This window comes from Pedobacter sp. HDW13, assembly GCF_011303555.1.
In the GTDB taxonomy this organism is placed as follows: domain Bacteria; phylum Bacteroidota; class Bacteroidia; order Sphingobacteriales; family Sphingobacteriaceae; genus Pedobacter.
The window spans coordinates 5,530,825-5,550,719 of the sequence record NZ_CP049868.1; the positions used below are offsets into that span (position 1 = coordinate 5,530,825).

Consider the following 19,895-nt stretch of genomic DNA (forward strand, 5'->3'; position numbering starts at 1 on the left):
GGTTCTTTATTGTATTTAAAATAGGGTATTAATTGTTCAGGGTAGTAAATCCACCGTCAATCGGGTAATCGCAGCCGGTAATAAACGAAGCTTCGTCGCTACATAAATATAAAGCAAGCGCACCAATTTCTTCAGGTTTAGCCATGCGGCCGATAGGTTGTGTTTTAGATAATTTCTCGAACATTTCGGGGATGTTATCCGGATAGTTTTTCTGTAAAAAGCCATCTACAAAGGGCGTGTGTACCCTTGCCGGAGAAATTGAATTACACCTGATGTTTTCGCCGATATAATCTTTAGCTACGCTCATGGTCATGGCTTTTACTGCACCTTTTGCGGTACTGTAAGCAAAACGATCGGGTAAGCCAATTAGTGCTGCAATAGAAGCCATATTGATGATCACGCCACCGCCAGCCAAACGGATTTGCGGAATGGCAGCATACAAACAATTGTAAACACCTTTAACATTTACGCGCATTACACGGTCAAAATCGCTTTCTTCAGTGGTATCGGCTTTACCAATATGTGCAATACCGGCATTATTTACTAAAATATTTATGCTTCCAATCTGTTCAAAAACAGCTTTAACCGCCTGGTGGTCTGAAACATCGCAGGCATAACTAAAAGCCTGTTTGCCGGCAGTCTTAATTTCATCAAGTGTATCTTGTGCCTGTGCTGTACCCAGTTCGATGATATGTACTTCGGCATCCTGTTTGGCCAGAATAGTTGCAATAGCCCTGCCAATCCCACTTCCGCCGCCTGTAACTACTGCTTTTTTATTTTTGAGTGAAAACATGTTTGTTGTTTAAATTGATTGATAATGTAATATACGTATTTTGATTTGGCATCCTTAAATTATAAATTGAGCTTACCAGCGCCTAAAAAACGGACTTAATGTTATAATTGATTAGAATACGACTACAAATAAAATAAATATTGTTGATTAAAAATTTTATCTTCTTGTCTAAATATTAACAGATATTGTCATACCTGCCACAAACCTTTAAAAGGGCTTTACCTTGCATAAATTTTACAAAAGCTAAAGGCTAATTTACTTATATTTGAATATTATTTTTATATTTAAATAATATTACAACCAAATATTACACAAAATCCTAATTTTTAAGGGTTTGTTATAAGAGCCAATTGCATGAGAAATTTTCTGATTTTTATTTCCTGTTATTTTTTATCGATCTCTTTTTCAAGTGCGGCTAGTCGCGCCGAAAAAAATATATTAATACCAGCAACTGCGCATGTAAGGGTAAAGTTTGGCGCAGAGCAGGTTTTAAAAGCCTTAAATAAAATTGGTTATCAGGCCAGCATAACCGTGCAAGGCCAAAAGGCTACAAGCAGACCAGGTATCATCATCGGCATATTTACTGATGCGGTTTTGGCCAGCAAACTTCCGGCTGCCTTAAAAAGCAAAATAGCCAATGCAAAAAAAGAAGCTTATACCATTTATACAGATAAAAGTGGCACCTTATATATAGCAGGTCATGATGCATCGGGCACCTTATATGGCTGTATTGAACTGGCCGATAAAATTAACGAAACAGGTAAATTACCAACTGCATTAGCCGTTTCAGATCAACCCGAAATGGTACTCCGCGGAACTTGTATTGGCTTGCAAAAGCCCGATTATCTTCCTGGTCACGATGTTTACGAATATCCCTACACACCAGAAACTTTCCCCTGGCTTTACGACAAAGCCTTGTGGATTAAATACCTGGATATGATGGTAGAAAACCGTTACAATTCGCTTTATCTTTGGAACGGCCATCCATTTTCTTCTTTATTGAGACTAAAAGCCTATCCTTACGCAGTAGAAGTAGACGATGCCACACTTAAAAAGAACGAGGAAATTTTCAGGTTTTTAACCCACGAAGCTGATAAGCGTGGCATTTGGGTGATCCAGATGTTCTACAATATCATTATCCCAAAGCCATTTGCTGATAAACATGGATTAAAAACACAAGATCGTAACCGTCCGATTATTCCGTTAATTGCCGATTATACCCAAAAATCGATCGCAGCATTTGTAGAAAAATATCCAAATGTAGGCTTAATGGTTGCATTGGGCGAAGCTATGGAAGGCGTGGGGCAGGATGATATCGATTGGTTTACCAAAACCATTATCCCGGGTGTAAAAGACGGATTAAAAGCTGCCAGGATAAAAGAAGAGCCACCTATTGTATTGCGCGCACACGATACCGATGCGCCAAGCGTAATGAAAGCCGCATTACCGCTATATAAAAACCTGTACACCGAAAATAAATTCAACGGCGAAGCTTTAACCACCTACACACCACGCGGTGCCTGGGCAGAGCTGAACCGTAAACTGGCCTCAATCGGTACAGTAAACATCTCTAACGTACACATTCTGGCCAATTTAGAGCCTTTCAGATATGGTTCGGCTGATTTTATTCAGAAATCGGCACAGGCCATGAACAAGATTTATGGTGCTAAAGGCTTACACTTGTACCCGCAAGCCAGCTATTGGGACTGGCCTTACACTGCCGACGAAGTAAAAGGACGCTTACTGGAGGTAGACCGCGATTGGATCTGGTATAAAGAATGGGCCAGGTATGCATGGAATTCGCAAAGAGACCGCAACCAGGAAGTTAATTACTGGGGTAAGGCACTAGCCAATAAATATGGCACCACATTAACTGGCGGCAAAGCCATATTAAATGCTTATGAAGAATCGGGAGAAATCTCACCCAAACTCTTGCGCAGATACGGCATCACCGATGGAAACCGCCAAACCTTAACACTGGGCATGTTAATGACGCAATTGATTAACCCTTTCCGTTATGGTGTATTTACTTTAATGTACGAATCGGAAGCACCTGAAGGCGAAATGATTATCGATTACGCCGAAAAAGAATGGAAAAAGCAGGGGCACATTGGCGAAACACCTGTACAAATAGCCAAAGAAGTGGTAGCGCATGGTCAGAAAGCATTAACTGCTATACAAAACGCTGCACCAACGGTAACCAAAGATACCGCAGAATTTAACCGCCTTAAAAACGACATGTATTGTTACGATGCCATGGCGAACTTTTATGCCGAAAAGGTAAAAGCTGCACTCTGGATTTTACGTTATAAATATTCTAACAGCGTAGCAGACCTTGATCAGGCACTTCCGTTTCTCGAAAAAAGCGCAACACATTATGCCGAACTGGTTAAACGCACCGAAAAAAGCTACCTGTATGCCAATAGCATGCAAACCAAACAACGCAAAATCCCCATGCGCGGGGTTGATAAAACATTTATACACTGGCGCGAAATGTTACCGGTTTTTACTAAAGAGCTCAACCATTTTAAACACAGTATCGATTCGCTAAAATCGGTTAAACAAGGAGCAACAGCTAAAACGGTAACCTATAAAGCTGCCGAAGTAAAGATTTTAAACCATCCTGAAAGCTATATTTTAGCCAAAGATGCTGTTGTTTTTACTGACACAACCGTTAAAATTAAAGAGCTTGCCGATGAATTGCTGGGTTTAAAAGGCATTAAACTGGCTAAAGCAGATCAGATCAAAAACGGAACTGAAATTAAGTTCAGTACAGCTGTGCCGGTAAAATTACTGGTAGGTTTTTTCAATCAGAAGAATTCGCAATTCCTTGCGCCGCCACAGTTGGAAACCGATGCAAGCGCCAATAATTATGGTCAGTCGGAAATTAAAATATCAAATGCCCTGGTGCCTTATGGTTTCCCTCCGGTAAATGTGCACGCTTACGCTTTTGCAGCCGGAACACATAGCTTAACTTTAGGTAAAGGAGCTTGTTTGGTTTTAGGTTTTATTGATGATAAACAGGAACTCCGGATTTTTAACGCTGGTTTAGATGGCAGGGGAAAAGACATAGATTGGTTATTTGAATAATGATAAATACAAGAAATTTGATAGCTGCTGCGACACTCTCGTTATGCACTATTACCGGTTTTGCACAGCAAAAAATTATTTTAGGAACAGAAAAGCTGAAGAAATACGTTACCTATTTCAATTCAATTGATACGGAAGCGGTAAAAAACTATGTTCCCAATGCCGAAGCATTTACCTGGCTGGCAGGTCAAATCCCTTTATTTGAATGCCCGGATGAAGTGCTGGAACAAAATTATTATTACCGCTGGTGGACCTACCGCAAGCATCTGGTAAAAACACCGGAAGGGTTCATCTTTACTGAATTCATAGAACCGGTTAAACATGCTGGCAAATACAACTCAATTAGCTGTGCCTTAGGTCATCACCTTTACGAGGGCAGGTGGTTAAAAGACAACAGTTACCTGCAGGATTATGTGAAATTTTGGTTGTACCATGCTGATGTAGGTCAAACGAAGCAGCGTTTTCACCAATTTAGCAGCTGGATCGACGATGCGGTATATCAAAACAATCTGGTAAAGCCTGATCAGGAATTTTTAAAGGAAATTCTGCCTGCGTTGGATAAAGATTATACCAAATGGGAAGCTGAACGTAAACTTAAAAACGGATTGTTCTGGCAGAACGATGTGAAAGATGGGATGGAAGAGTCGATCAGCGGATCGCGGAAAGACCAGAACCAGCGACCAACCATTAACAGCTACATGTATGGAAATGCCATTGCTTTAAGTAAGATTGGTAAAATTCTTGGCAACAAAACCTTAGTTAGCAAATACAACCTCAAAGCGGACTCGGTTAAGAAACTGGTTCAGGATAGCCTTTGGAACCCCGCCTCGGCCTTTTTCGAAACCAGAAAAGCAAAGGGAGGTCATGCCGAGGTTCGCGAAGCCATTGGCTTTATTCCCTGGGATTTTAATTTACCTGATGATAAAGCTACCTATGCAAAAGCCTGGGATCAGCTATTGGATACCGCAGGTTTTAATGCGCCCTGGGGCTTAACTACAGCTGAACGGAGAAACCCAACCTTCAGAACACGTGGCTCGGGTCACAGTTGCGAATGGGACGGTGCGCTTTGGCCATTTGCCAGTTCTCAAACCCTGAAAGGATTGGTGAACCTGCTTACCAATTACAAGCAGCATGGTAAAATGAATGCCAGCGTATTTTATGCAGCGTTACATAAATTCGCTGCATCGCATACTAAAAACGGCAAGCCTTATATTGGTGAATATCAGGATGAAAAGAATGGCGAATGGTTAAAAGGCGATAATCCGAGAAGTAGTTTTTATAACCATTCTACTTTTTGCGATTTAATTATCAACGACCTGGTTGGCATTAAACCACGAACAGACAATACTTTGGAAATATATCCGCTAATCCCTAAAAACCAATGGGATTGGTTTATGCTTGATAACGTTTCATATCACAACAAAACTTTAACAGTATTGTGGGATAAAACCGGAACTAAATACAATAAAGGCAAAGGATTTCTGGTATTTGCAGATGGTAAAGTGATTTTTAAAGGCAAAGACTTGAAGCCAATAAAAGTGCAGCTGAATTAAGGGGATGAAGCGATGAAATCGCTGATCACATGCAAGCCCTGTCCGTAGTGTTAAGCAACGCGTCACTACGGATTGGCGAATAGAATTGAGTTTACAACTCAGTAACAAAGAACGAGTCAGAGACTCTTTTCCATGCGAAAATCCGTAGAGCCCTTCGGAACTCTACGGACAGATGAGGAAATTAAGCGATAAAATTGCTAATCAGGTCCGTCCTCGTTACAAACGAGGACGATATAGAGATGCCGAAATAAATTCAGCATGACGAAATTTATTAACAAAGCAGATGAAATATTTAATCAGGACTTTAACTTTTGTAATTGCGATAACAGCTTCCGTAAGCCTTAGTGCACAGAGCTACTATAATGTAATCAAGTATGGCGCTAAAAACGACAGCAGCAAGCTCGCCACTACTGCCATTAAAAATGCCATCGAAGCAGCATCAAAAGCAGGTGGTGGTACCATTTATTTCCCTGCAGGTAAATATTTAACTGGCGCAATCCATTTAAAAAGCAACATCACGATTTTGATTGATGCCGGCGCTGAGCTTCATTTTAGCGATAACTTCGACGATTACCTTCCGATGGTGAAGAGCCGTTACGAAGGGGTAGATGTAAGCAGTTTCTCGCCATTGTTTTACGCCTATAAAGCCGAAAATATCTCTATAATTGGTCGCGGTATTATAGACGGGCATGGCAAAAAATGGTGGGATTTTGTAGAAGGTTATAAAGAAGGTCAGCCGATCTCGAAATGGCAAACCACCTTTGCCAGCCTCAATAAAGACATTATACTACCCGACGACCCCAAACAAATGAAACGCGGCTTTTTGCGTCCGCCGTTTATACAACCCATGTTTTGCAAAAACGTATTGATAGATGGCATAACCATTCGTAATTCGCCATTTTGGACCGTAAATCCTGAGTTTTGCGAAAACGTTAAGGTTCATGCGGTAACCATCAACAATCCCCATTCACCCAATACCGACGGTATCAACCCCGAATCGTGTAAAAATGTACACATTTCAGATTGCCACATCAGCGTAGGCGATGATTGTATCACCATCAAATCGGGCAAAGACGCTCCGGGCAGAAAGATGGCTGTTCCTGCCGAGAATTATGTGATTACCAATTGCACCATGCTATCAGGCCATGGCGGAGTTGTAATCGGCAGTGAAATGTCGGGCGATGTGCGCAAAATCACCATCTCCAATTGTGTGTTTGACGGAACCGACCGGGGCATCCGCATTAAAACTGCCCGTGGCAGAGGAGGTGTGGTTGAGGAGATCAGGGTAAGCAACATTATCATGAAAAACATCAGAGAGCAGGCCATTGTACTGGATATGCAATATGCCAAAACCAATCCCGAGCCTGTTTCAGAGCGTACACCGATATTCAGGAATATCCATTTCGCCAATATTACGGGGCAGGTAAATCAGGCTGCCTATTTAAACGGCTTGGAGGAAATGCCCATCAGCAATATCACTTTTAACGACATTAACCTCGAAGCCAAAAGCGGTTTTTCGATCAGCAACGCCGCTGATATTGAACTGCATAATGTATCCGTAAATACACAAATTGGTGCTGCTGTAAAAGCCTTAAAAGTAAATAACCTCATTATTGATGGCTTAAAAAGCAATAAAATATCTGCAAATGCCGCTGTAGTAGATCTTACCAATGTTTCGGATTTGTTTTTATACAATGCCTTTCCTTCAGCCGAAATAAATAATTACCTAAAGTTGAGTGGCGCTGAAACCAAAAACATATTTTTAGGCAACAATAATTTCAGAAGGATAAAAACGCCGGTTAAAAAGGAAAAAGAAGTAACGGCTACCATCGAAATTATATCTGGCGACAAAGTACAATAACATGAAATTTAAATTTTTACTGGGCACTTTAATTTTAGCGGTAACCGTTCAATCGAATGGCTGGACACAGGAAAATAACCATACTTTATGGTACAACAAACCTGCAGAAAAATGGACCGATGCCTTACCAATTGGTAATGGCCGCTTAGGCGCTATGCTTTTTGCCGGAACAGCTGAAGATCACATCCAGTTTAACGAAGAAACCCTGTGGACCGGCAAGCCAAGAGATTACAACCGCAAGGGAGCCTATAAATATTTAAACGACATTAGAGAACTGCTTTTTAAAGGGAAGCAAAAAGAAGCCGAAACTCTTGCTCAGGCAGAATTTATGGGCCGGCAGAGCGAATCAGGCGACAGGAATACCTGGGTAAGTCAGATGAAAGCGGGGAAGGGCATTGAGGGAAACCCTGCATTAACCAGTTTTGATGATAAGCTTTGGAAAAGCATTAAAGTGCCTGCCTTTGATGGCTGGGAGACTGTGGGATTAGCCAATTTAGACGGAGCAGTTTGGTTTAGAACAAGTTTTGATGTTCCGGAGAATTGGATAGGAAAAGACCTCGTACTTGACCTCAACCGTGTTCGTGATCAGGATTTCACTTATATCAATGGTCAGTTGGTGGGCAACACCGATAACACCGAGCCCAGAAAATATACCATTCCAGCAAAACTGGTCAAAAAAGGCAAAAATATAATCGCCATCCAGGTACTCAATTATGCCGATAAAGGCGGATTGGTAGGTTATAAAGATACCAGCAAAAATATTGGAATTTATCCCGTTGGCGCTGACATTTCGCAAGGCGTTTCGCTGGAAAAGGAATGGAAATATAAAATACAGGACGAAAATCCGCCTGCTATACCGCAATATCAGGCAAGTTATCAGCCTTTTGGCGATTTAAATTTATACTTCAGGCAAAGCAAATCGCCGGTTAGCCATTATAAACGCTCGCTTGATGTGAGTATGGCGATTGCTAAAACCACTTTTACGATTGATGGTGTAAATTATCAGCGCGAATATCTGGCTAGTCAGCCTAACCAGGCCATTGTAATTCATTTAACGGCCGATAAACCCAAAGCCATTAGCTTTGATGCGGTGCTATCAAGTCCGCACCGTAAATCGTCGGTAAAGATGCTTGATAAGCAAACACTGTCTTTAAGCGTACAAGTAAAAGATGGAGCCTTGAAAGGGGAGAGCCGGCTAACGACCATCGTTAAAAAGGGAACTTTAAAAATCGTTAACAACAAGATCAGCATCAATCAGGCCGATGAAGTAACGCTCTATTTAACGGCTGGCACCAATTTTATTAATGCACAGGATGTTTCAGGTTTGCCTGCTACTGCCAATATTAAAGCATTAAACAGCCTGAAAGTAAAAACCTATGCTGAAATTAAACAAAACCACCTTAAAGAATACCAGCAGTACTACAACAAATTTGAGGTGAGTTTTGGACGTTCAGAAAATGAGCAGTTGCCAACGGATGAGCGCCTGGCCAAATTTGCAAGTTCAAATGATGCTGCATTTGCGGCTTTGTACATGCAGTATGGGAGGTATTTGTTAATTTCAAGTTCACGACCAGGTACACAGCCTGCTAATCTTCAGGGAATATGGAACGATTTATTAACCCCGCCATGGGGCAGTAAATATACCACCAACATTAACCTGGAAATGAATTATTGGCCAACAGAAATACTCAACCTTTCTGCTTTAAACGAGCCCTTATTCCAAAAAATTAAAGGATTAACCAAAACAGGTAGCGAAACGGCCAAACAATATTACAACGCGCGTGGTTGGGTTTTACACCACAACACCGATTTATGGAACGGAACCGCGGCTATAAACGCTTCTAACCACGGTATCTGGATGACAGGCGGGGCATGGTTAAGTCAGCATTTATGGGAACATTACCAGTTTAGTCAGGATCGCAAATTCCTGGAAACAGAAGCTTATCCTGCGATGAAACAGGCGGCTTTGTTTTTTGTAGATTTTCTGGTGAAGGACCCTAAAACTGGCTGGTTAATCAGCACGCCTTCCAATTCTCCTGAAAATGGTGGTTTAGTAGCAGGACCAACCATGGATCATCAGCTTATCAGATCGCTCTTTAAAAACTGTATCGCAGCTGCCGATGTGCTTCATACCGATGCCGATTTTAAAAAAACATTGGAGGAAAAACTAAAACAGCTGGCTCCCAACCAGATTGGCAAATATAGCCAGTTACAGGAATGGCTTGAAGATAAAGACGATACCACCAACAAGCATCGCCACGTTTCGCATTTATGGGGTGTTTATCCAGGTAACGACATTACCTGGGATAGTGATACCAAAATGATGCAGGCGGCAAAGCAATCGCTGTTATATCGCGGAGACGATGCTACAGGCTGGAGTTTGGCCTGGAAAATAAACTTTTGGGCCCGGTTTAAAGATGGCGACCACGCCATGAAACTCGTAAAAATGCTAATGAAACCGGCCAACAACGGTGCGGGGTCGTATGTAAACCTTTTCGATGCACACCCGCCATTTCAGATCGATGGCAATTTTGGCGGCGCTGCAGGCATAGCTGAAATGATTTTACAAAGTCATCAGGGTTATCTGGATATTTTGCCGGCCTTACCAACAGCTATACCTACGGGCAGCATTAAAGGCTTACAAGCCAGAGGTGGTTTTGAGGTGGATTTGAGCTGGGAGAACGGCACATTAACTTCATTCATGCTTAAATCTAAAACCGGTGGAGATTGCACGCTGCATTACAAAAACCAGGTTGTGCAACTGCATACCAAAGCAGGCGAAACCTATAAACTGAACGGAGATTTGAAACTGCTGTAAACATGAATAATAAAATCGTCATTGCGAGGAGGAACGACGAAGCAATCTCCTGTAATAGATACTTCCGAGGCCCTGGTTCATGTCTACACGAACCTAAAATCAATATGTCGAAACATTTCTTCATTTTATTGATCTTATGGAATATAAACTTTGCTAAAGCCCAAATCCGCAAAGATATTTCCTTAAACACCAATTGGCTTACGGTTGCCGACGAGAAAAGCAGCACTGCTTTTGATGGCTTTCAGGCGTTTACCTATCAAACTAGAAACTGGAAAAAAGTTAATGTGCCGCATACCTGGGATCAGTACGAAGGCTACCAACGCAAACTGCATGGCAACAAGCATGGCTATGCCTGGTACCGCAAAACATTCAAAACTAATGAAATTAAACAAGGTAAGCGGTTCTTTTTATATTTTGAGGGTGTGGGTTCTTATGCAACAGTTTGGCTTAATGGTCAAAAAGTAGGCTACCATGCTGGAGGCAGAACAACATTTACGCTCGATGTTACGGCGGCAATTAAACTCAATAACAGTGAAAATATATTGGCAGTAAGAGCCGATCATCCAGCCAATATCCAGGATTTACCCTGGGTTGATGGTGGTTGTTCTACCGAACGTGGCTTTTCAGAAGGCTCGCAACCCATGGGCATTTTTAGGCCGGTACATTTGATTGTTACCAACGAAGTGCGTGTAATGCCTTTTGGCGTACACATCTGGAACGACAATCAAGTTTCGGAAAAAGCGGCTGTTTTAAACTTCACCACTACCTTAAAAAATTACAGTTCCAAAAACAGGTTCGTCACAGTTTCCAACACCTTGCTTGATGCCTCCGGAAAAGTGGTACAGGTATTAAGACGCAATGTTAATCTCGTGGCAGGAAAGGAAATAGATGTGGCGCAAAAAACCGCTACCATTGTTAACCCTAAACTGTGGTCGCTTGAAAATCCCTATCGCTATACTTTAAAAACAATAATTATTGAAAATGGCAAGATACTCGATGAACAATTAACGCCTTATGGCATTCGTTGGGTTAGCTGGCCTATAGGCGAACAGGCCAGTCAAAAGGTATTTCTATTAAACGGAAAGCCTGTTTTTATCAATGGAATTGCCGAATATGAGCATTTAATTGGTCAGAGCCATGCTTTTAGCCCTGAGCAGATCCGTTCGCGGGTGATGCAGATTAAAGCGGCCGGTTTTAATGCTTTCCGCGATGCGCACCAGCCGCACAATTTACTGTACTCAGATTACTGGGATAAGGAAGGGATTTTGTGCTGGACACAAATGGCAGCTCATATATGGTACGATACGCCTGAGTTTAGAAAAAATTTCAAAACACTCTTAACCGATTGGGTAAAAGAAAGACGGAACAGTCCGGCAGTGGTTTTATGGGGATTGGAAAACGAAAGTACCTTGCCCGAAGATTTTGCCCGCGAGTGCACCGAATTAATCCGCAAACTCGATCCAACAGCTTCATCGCAAAGAAAGGTAACCACCTGCAATGGCGGTAAAGGCACCGATTGGGATGTGCCCCAAAACTGGACAGGCACTTATGGCGGCAATCCTTTAACTTATGACGAAGATTTGCAAAGACAGGTTTTAGTAGGCGAGTATGGTGCCTGGCGAACCATTGATCTGCATGATGTTGATGCGGCTGGTAAAGGTTATACCGAAAACAAAATGACAGATTTAATGGAAACCAAAGTACGCCTTGCCGAGTCGGTGAAAGATAAAACAGCTGGTCATTTTTTCTGGTTGTACAGTTCTCACGATAATCCGGGACGGGTTCAGGGTGGCGAGGGGCTTCGCGATTTAGATCGGATTGGTCCGGTAAATTACAAAGGCATGTTTACCCCCTGGGAAGAACCTACCGATGTTTTTTACATGTTTAGGGCTAATTATGCGCCAAAAGCAACACAACCAATGGCTTACATTGTATCGCATACCTGGCCAAACCGCTGGAGCAAAGCCGGTGTAAAAGATAGTGTAGTGGTATACTCGAACTGTGATGAAGTTGAGCTTTTTAACGACATTAACGGCCATTCACTAGGCAAAAGAAAACGTGGTGCCATAGGTATGCATTTCCAATGGGATAAGCCTGATGTTCAATACAATGTGTTATACGCTGTGGGGTATGTTAACGGGAAAGCAGTAGCTAAAGATCAGATCGTTTTGCAGAATTTACCCCAAAGCCCGAATTTCAACTTGCTGGTTAGCGAGAAGCAAATTACAAGACCAGAAAAAAACTATCATTATGTTTACCGAATGAATTGTGGTGGCGATGATTATATCGACACTAATGGCAATAAATGGTCGGCCGACAGGAATTTAACGGCGAACAACTGTTTTGGATCAAGCTCCTGGACAAAAGATTTCCCGGGTGTACCCACTTTTTTTGCCAGTCAGCGCCGTACTTTTCAACCCATAGCCGGTACATCCGACTGGAAATTATTTCAAACTTTCAGATATGGCCGCGATCGGCTGAAATATTACTTCCCATTGCCTGATGGCGAATATTTTGTCGAACTTTACTTTGTAGAACCCTGGTTAGGCATTGGCGGAGGCTTAGATGCGAAAGGAATGCGCTTATTCGATGTAGCTTTAAACGGTAAAACGGTAATACAGGATTTAGACATTTGGAAAGAAGCCGGCAGCAATGCTTTGTTGAAGAAAACTATCAAAACTACAGTTAAGGGTGGCGCACTAACTATCAATTTTCCGGAGGTAAAAGTTGGGCAGGCAGTTATTTCGGCTATAGCCATTGCCAGCTTAAACCCGAACATTAAGCCTGCGCCAGCAAGCCCATCGCTTTTAACTAAAATAAAAAACGCAGAGCTGCATAACTGGCTCGATATAGGCGAGGAGCAGTTTATCGGAGAAAATACAGGTTTTACCAATTTGCCATCCAATTTGTTTGGTGCCGAATGGCTTAAAGCTTCTCGTGGACAGGAGAGTATCGAATTTACCGCAACAGATACGGTAGACACTTTTGTGGCATTGAACCGCAACAGCAGTGTGCCGCAAGGTTTCGAAGATACCAAAACCGCATTAACCAATAGTAAGGCAGAAACCTACCAACTGTATCGCAAAAGGCTTAATCCACGGGAACGAATTATTTTTGATAGCCGCACAGCAACTGTTTTCGTTTTACCTGTTACCCATTTACAACCCGCTTACGATTTAAAAAGCACCATAACCTACAAAGCAACTGATGCCGCATTAAAAGGTAGCAACATTGCAAAAGAAGAACTGATGGGCAAAGAACGGGTAACTTTTAAAGCCAATACTGATGCCGTTTTAACCTGGCATATTGCTGTAGGTGTTGCCGATACTTACTCTTTAACCATTAAATACCACAATCCGTTTGAACAGGTGCTGAAAGCAAAACTCAAATTTTTATCGGCAGATGGAACTTTAATGAAAACAGAACAGGTAGAATTTGCACCAACCAAGGCTGGTAAATGGAACTATTACAGTACCAATACCGGCAGTATGATTAATGCGGGCGCCTATCAATTGAGAATTGTTGCTACCGAAACCAAAGGGCTCAGTATCGACGCTTTAGATGTTCAATAAGATAAGATGGTACAATATGTAGCCAAAATCTTATATGAATACAGCTATTTAGACACGCATATTTGTTTTAACCAAATTAATAAACGAGCCAACCAATAATGAAGGGTCTACCTATATTCGATCTTGCGATTATCGCCATTTATCTGGTTGGAATGATATTAGTTGGTGTTTATTTTTCGAGGAAAAATAAAAATGCCGAGCAATTTACAAAAGCTTCGGGCCTCATTCCCGGATGGGCAATAGGTTTATCTATTTATGCAACGTTTTTAAGCAGCAACACCTTTTTAGGAGTACCCGGAAAAGCTTTTGGCGGTAACTGGAATGCTTTTGTATTTAGCATTTCTATGCCCCTGGCCGCATGGGTAGCCTCCAAATATTTTGTACCCTTTTACAGAAATACAGGAGAAATATCGGCTTATACCCACCTCGAAAAGCGCTTTGGTGCCTGGGCGAGAGTATATGCAGTAGTATGCTTCCTGTTGACGCAACTGGCACGGATGGGCTCCATTTTTTTCGGTATTGCACTGAGTTTACAGGCTTTAACCGGCTACTCGATGCAGCTGATTATGATTGTAATGGGGATCTGTATCATTGTTTATACCGTTTTAGGAGGAATTGAAGCGGTAATATGGACAGAAGTAGTACAAGCCATTGTGAAAACATTTGGCGCGCTGCTCATCCTTTATCTGATCATCAGCAATATGCCAGGCGGGGTAGCTAAAATTGTAGAGATTGGAAAAACGGCCAACAAATTTAGTCTGGGTAGTTTCAAACCCGATTTTATCAGTTCGTCGTTTTGGGTGGTACTGCTTTATGGTTTTTTCATTAACCTGAACAATTTCGGTATGGACCAGAACTACATTCAACGCTACCATACCGCTTCATCAAGCAAGGCGGCATCGAAATCAATCTGGTTGTGTGTGTGGTTATATATTCCGGCATCCTTATTATTCTTTATTATAGGATCTTGCTTATTCGCCTATTACGAAATTAACCCGGAGTTGGTTCAATCCATTAAACACCAGGTAGCGGTAGAACGCTTGTCCTTACATGCTTCTGCAGCTGAAATATTGAAAGTACAAAATGCATTACAGCCTGCAGATTACGGGGATAAAATTATGCCGCATTTTATGGTAACTAAAATACCTGTAGGTTTAGTGGGCTTAATTGTTTCGGCCATTTTATCGGCAGCCATGAGTACCATCAGTTCGGGCATGAATGCTTCGGCAACGGTATTTTCTGTCGATATTTATAAAAGGTATTTTAAACCTGCAATTAGCGAAAAGCAAAACTTATCGCTTTTACACATCGCAACAGTAGCTTTTGGCTTGCTGGGCATGATTGCCGGTATTGCCATGATTGGGGTAAAAAGCATACTGGATGTGTGGTGGGAGCTATCTGGCATATTTGCTGCCGGTATGCTGGGCTTGTTTTTACTGGGTATTATCAGCAGGCAAACCAAAAACCATGAGGCCATAACCGCAACCATTATCGGCATAGCCGTAATTATATGGATGACATTTTCTTCACTTCTTCCTCCGGAATATGAAGCTTTTAGAAATCCGCTGCATAAAAACATGATTATCGTAACCGGTACTTTAACCATTTTTTTAACAGGGCTTTTCCTGACGAAAATTAAAAACAGAAAAATTAAAACGGCCAGCCAGGCCCCGGTTAAGGTCTAACCGGCAATTATTTAGAACAATTTTATCCCATCAGAATACAATGGAAAACTCACAAAAAGGGTTCATCCCGGTTATGCTTACGCCTTTTTTAAGCAACGGAAATATCGATTATCCGGCACTTACCCAGCTTACAGAAATTTATTTGCAGGCTGGGTCGTCGGGTTTATTTGCCAATTGCCTTTCGAGCGAAATGTTCGAATTAACAGATAAGGAGCGTATTCAGGCAATAAAACATGTCGTAAAAGTGGTTAATGGTGCGGTACCGGTGGTGGCTACCGGCACCTTTGGTGGCCCCATTTCCAAACAAGCGGATTTTGTAAAAGAAGTGAGCGACACCGGCGTTGAAGCAGTTATTGCCATAACTAGTTTACTGGCCGATGAAAACGAAAACGATACCATTTTTAACGATCGTGTTTTCGATCTGTTAAAACAAACCAACGATATCCCTTTGGGTTTTTACGAATGTCCAGTGCCTTACAAAAGAGTAATAAAACCCGAACAACTTGCTGATTTTGTTGCTACAGGTCGTGTAATTTACCATAAAGATACTTCGCTCGATATTGAAGCCATTAAGCAAAAAATAAAACTGACCGACGGTAACGCTTTTGGACTTTATGATGCTTATGTGGTACATGCCGTAGCATCTTTAAAGGCAGGTTCTGCTGGTTTATCTTGTATTCAGGGCAATTATTTCCCAGAGTTGATTGTGTGGCTTTGCGATCACTATAACGATGAAGCCGTTAAAGATGAAGTACAAAAAGTACAACAGTTTTTAATTGATAACATGGATGTGATGCACAACGTTTATCCGGTAGTTTCTAAATATTTCCTGCAAAAACGTGGCTTAAACATCTCTACATTTACCCGTAGAAACGTAGGCACCTTTACACCAAATGTGGTTAAAGAAGTAGAAAAATTGTTTGATGATTATACTGCCTTAAGATGTGATTTAAATATTGAGGTGTTCATATAAAAGGAATAGTTAAACCTTACAGGTTTTAAAAACCTGTAAGGTTTAAAAATTTTAATTCAAATACTTCCTTTTATAATCGAGTGGGGTCATTCCGGTTACTTTTTTAAAGTGCCTGTAAAAATTAGAAACATTATTGAAACCGCAATCGAAGCAAATCATCTCAGTTGGCAATTTATTTTCGATTAAGAAGCGGCAGGCATGACTCACCCTGATTTCGATCAGAAAATCGTAGAAAGTCTTTTTAGTCATCAGCTTGAAGTAACGACAAAAAGAAGTCACGCTCAAATTGCTTAAGGAAGCCACTTCTTCTAAAGTGATATCCTTTTTATAATTACTCAAGGTATAATTGCAAATCTTATTAATGCGCAATGTTTCAGACTCATTGCTCTGGTAAAAAGTATTTTTACTCGTTACAATGGTCGAATACTCATCAGTTTCGGCCAATGTTTTTAAAATCGATAACAGGATAATAATCCGGTCAAGATTAGTAGCATCTACTGCGGCGCGCATTAAATCAATCAGTTTATCCTTCGCCTTTCCTTTAATTACCATTCCGCTTTTTGCCTTTTCAAATAGTTTCGGAATCAGGTAAGCCTCTGGTAAAGTGAGCATGTACTTGCCCAAACAATCGGGGAGAAAGTGGATCACCATTGCCTCAGTAGTTAAATCGGGGTTGTTCTGAAAATACTCATCCTTGCAGCGCCAGGTGTGGGGTAGGTTTTCACCTAGCAATACCATTTCATCAGGCACAAAATTACTGATGTTATCGCCGATAAAACGCACACCTTCACCCTTAATCACATAGTGTAATTCCAGCTCCGGATGGTAATGCCAGATGTTGCCGAAATCGGGTTTAATATCGTGACGGATACTGAAAGAACTTTGCAGGGTAATGGGAACTTTATGAAAATGAGGTTTCATGATTTTAATTAAAACATTTGGTTAGGTCTGCGTTTGATGTTTGTGCGTACACCAATTGCAAGAGCCTAATTTAGGGAGATAAATGATAATATCCTATATTAATTTGATAAAAAACATTATAAAATGCTGTATTTCATTGCTGAGTTTTGTATAGAGGCACAATGTCATAACCAAATTACAAACGAACAAATTATTTTCCTATAAATTTTATGTTCATTAATAAAATATGAGACCAGATAAACCAAGCGAAATTCTTATCGTTTCCAGCGGAGACTTACGCCTTTCGGCAAACCAGAGTTGCTGGGAAGCGCAAGCCGAAATGGAGCAAAAATTAACTGCCGCAATTGAGAAATTTGGTTGGACGGTTAAACGTGCACACCCTTACGATCCGGATAAAAAACACGGCTTTATCGATTCGCAAAGAATGGGCATGGATATCTTCCGGAAAATAGATCCTGAGCAGCCTTTAATCGTTGCAGAAAGCGTTTGGCAATACTCACACCATGTATTGGCCGGCTTAACTACTCATCGCGGCCCGATATTAACGGTTGCCAATTGGAGCGGACAATGGCCGGGACTGGTGGGTATGCTAAACCTGAACGGCTGCTTAACCAAAGCACAAATTCCGTACAGCACTTTATGGAGCGAAAATTTTACCGATGATTTTTTTAACGACGGTTTACAGGAATGGCTCACTACCGGAAAAGTTAGTTATGACCAAAGTCACGTTAAAAGTTTTGCGCTAAATAAAATTCCATCAAGCGATGATAAAAAAGGTCGCGATTTTGCCAAAAACCTGAAAGAACGAAAAGTAATTATGGGTGTGTTTGATGAAGGATGTATGGGTATGTACAATGCTATCATTCCGGATGAACTGCTACACCGCACTGGTTTCTTTAAAGAACGCCTTAGTCAGTCGGCATTATACGCGGCTATGCTTCAGGTTACTGACCAGGAAGCTGAAGATGTTTTAAACTGGCTTTTGCAAAAAGGAATGACTTTTAACTGGGGCACTGAAGAAGCCACACAGTTAACCAAAAGGCAAACCCTCGAACAATGCCGCATGTATATTGCAGCCCTACGCATTGCTGATGAATTTAGTTGCGATACGATTGGCATACAATACCAGCAGGGATTAAAAGATTTAACTGTTTCAAGCGACCTGGTTGAAGGATTATTAAACAATGAAGACCGTCCGCCTGTATATGCGTTAAACGGCAAAGAACTTTATGCCAAAAAGGCTTTGCCTCATTTTAATGAAGTAGATGAATGTGCCGGCCTGGATGCTTTGCTAACCTACCAGCTTTGGCAAGAACTGGGTATGACCGGCGAAAATACCCTGCACGATATCCGTTGGGGTGAATATTACAAAGATGGCGAAATTGATGGCTTCGTATGGCTGTTTCTGATTTCGGGCGCAGCACCGCCTGCACATTTTATAAATGGTTATGCCGGCGCAAGCAGCGAGAGGCAACCGGCCATGTATTTCCGTTTGGGTGGCGGCTCGTTAAAAGGCATTAGCAAACCCGGCTTTATTGTATGGAGCCGCGTATATATAAAGGATAATGAATTACATTGCGATTTAGGTGTAGGCGAAGTGGTATCATTACCAGAAGCCGAAACGAAAAGAAGATGGGAGGAAACCACACCAGAATGGCCAATAATGCAAGCCATTTTAAAAGGTGTAAGCCGCGACCAGTTAATGGTGCGCCACAAAGCCAACCACATACAGGTAGTATATACCAATTATGAGGCCGGTGCACACGAAGCCTGTAGAATTAAAGCTGCTGCTATGGACGAACTGGGCATAAAAGTGCATTTTTGTGGAGATATAAACCTTGGTAAGAAAAGAAATTCTAATTAAAAATATAAAAAATGAAATCACAGATTTTAGCCCTGTTGTTAACGTGCTCAGCTGCAACCACGGTTTTTGCTCAAAATAATGCAGTTGCCGATAAGGCCGCCTATACCAAAACCATTACCGAGCGTGCTGCTAAAATTGTAGTACCCCTGGGTATTACCGATACTAAAAAAGCAGAGAAAGTTACAGGAATCATCAGAGATCAATACAGTAACCTGAACGATATTTACACAGCGAGAGATCTTGAGGTTAAAGAAATTAAAGAAAAGAACAAAGACAATAAAGTATTGAGAGATTCGGCTTTGGCCAAACAAGACCGTGCTGTAGAGGCATCGTTGGCCAAACTTCATAAAAAATACATCAGCAAACTGTCTGCACAATTAAACAGCGAGCAAATTGAAGGTGTTAAAAATGGAATGACCTATGGCGTACTACCACTTACCTACAAAGCTTACCAGGAAGAGATTTTAACCTTAACCGAAGATCAGAAAAAACAAATTCTGGTTTGGTTAACCGAAGCCCGCGAGCGCGCCATGGATGCAGAATCGTCGGATAAAAAACATGCCTGGTTCGGAAAGTACAAAGGCCGCATTAATAATTACCTTTCGGCCGCAGGTTACGACCTTAAAAAAGAAGGTATTGAATGGGAAAAAAGGCGTAAATTAAAGGCTCAGGGAAACTAATTATAATCAAGCCGGGTACCTGAAAATTTTTTATCATTTTTTATTTAAGAATATTTCATTTATATATGAATTTATCACTACATTG

The 19,895-nt window shown here is 41.4% G+C and carries 11 protein-coding genes; 9 read left to right on the forward strand and 2 right to left on the reverse strand.

From position 1 onward, the window contains the following. Positions 1 to 28: 28 nt before the first annotated feature. Entirely contained in the window at positions 29 to 793 is a 765-nt protein-coding gene (locus tag G7074_RS23060) for an SDR family NAD(P)-dependent oxidoreductase (RefSeq protein WP_124561383.1), read from the reverse strand. A gap of 354 nt (positions 794 to 1,147) precedes the next feature. Here G7074_RS23060 and G7074_RS23065 point away from each other — a divergent pair, with 354 nt between their 5' ends. The 7 genes from G7074_RS23065 to G7074_RS23095 all read left to right on the forward strand — a co-directional run bounded on the left by G7074_RS23065 (position 1,148) and on the right by G7074_RS23095 (position 16,345). After that, positions 1,148 to 3,883, forward strand: coding sequence for a hypothetical protein (locus G7074_RS23065; RefSeq protein WP_124561384.1), 2,736 nt, complete (start codon positions 1,148 to 1,150; stop codon positions 3,881 to 3,883). Further along, entirely contained in the window at positions 3,883 to 5,436 is a 1,554-nt protein-coding gene (locus G7074_RS23070) for a glycosyl hydrolase family 65 protein (RefSeq protein WP_166211583.1), read from the forward strand. The genes G7074_RS23065 and G7074_RS23070 overlap by 1 nt, the downstream gene beginning before the upstream one ends. Positions 5,437 to 5,719: 283 nt before the next feature. After that, on the forward strand, positions 5,720 to 7,297 hold the full coding sequence (locus G7074_RS23075; RefSeq protein ID WP_124561386.1) for a glycoside hydrolase family 28 protein: 1,578 nt from the start codon (positions 5,720 to 5,722) through the stop codon (positions 7,295 to 7,297). Between the two features lies 1 nt (position 7,298). After that, the gene (locus G7074_RS23080) at positions 7,299 to 10,115 is read left to right on the forward strand and encodes a glycoside hydrolase N-terminal domain-containing protein (protein WP_124561387.1); all 2,817 of its coding nucleotides are present in this window, start codon (positions 7,299 to 7,301) and stop codon (positions 10,113 to 10,115) included. A gap of 104 nt (positions 10,116 to 10,219) precedes the next feature. Next, a complete protein-coding gene (locus tag G7074_RS23085) occupies positions 10,220 to 13,687 on the forward strand; it encodes a malectin domain-containing carbohydrate-binding protein (protein ID WP_166211586.1) in 3,468 nt (1,155 codons plus the stop codon). A gap of 98 nt (positions 13,688 to 13,785) precedes the next feature. Beyond that, a complete protein-coding gene (locus G7074_RS23090) occupies positions 13,786 to 15,372 on the forward strand; it encodes a sodium:solute symporter (RefSeq protein WP_124561389.1) in 1,587 nt (528 codons plus the stop codon). Between the two features lie 40 nt (positions 15,373 to 15,412). After that, entirely contained in the window at positions 15,413 to 16,345 is a 933-nt protein-coding gene (locus tag G7074_RS23095) for a dihydrodipicolinate synthase family protein (RefSeq protein WP_124561390.1), read from the forward strand. Between the two features lie 51 nt (positions 16,346 to 16,396). Here the strand turns inward: G7074_RS23095 and G7074_RS23100 are convergent, their stop codons facing one another. Next, positions 16,397 to 17,266, reverse strand: a complete 870-nt coding sequence (locus tag G7074_RS23100) for an AraC family transcriptional regulator (protein ID WP_124561391.1) — start codon at positions 17,264 to 17,266, stop codon at positions 16,397 to 16,399. Between the two features lie 226 nt (positions 17,267 to 17,492). Between G7074_RS23100 and G7074_RS23105 the strand changes: the two genes are divergently transcribed. Together G7074_RS23105 and G7074_RS23110 are read left to right on the forward strand one after the other, a co-directional pair. Further along, positions 17,493 to 19,130 (forward strand): fucose isomerase, encoded by a 1,638-nt coding sequence (locus G7074_RS23105; RefSeq protein ID WP_166211589.1) that lies wholly within the window; start codon positions 17,493 to 17,495, stop codon positions 19,128 to 19,130. A gap of 11 nt (positions 19,131 to 19,141) precedes the next feature. Beyond that, positions 19,142 to 19,810, forward strand: a complete 669-nt coding sequence (locus tag G7074_RS23110; RefSeq protein WP_124561393.1) for a DUF3826 domain-containing protein — start codon at positions 19,142 to 19,144, stop codon at positions 19,808 to 19,810. Positions 19,811 to 19,895: the final 85 nt, after the last annotated feature.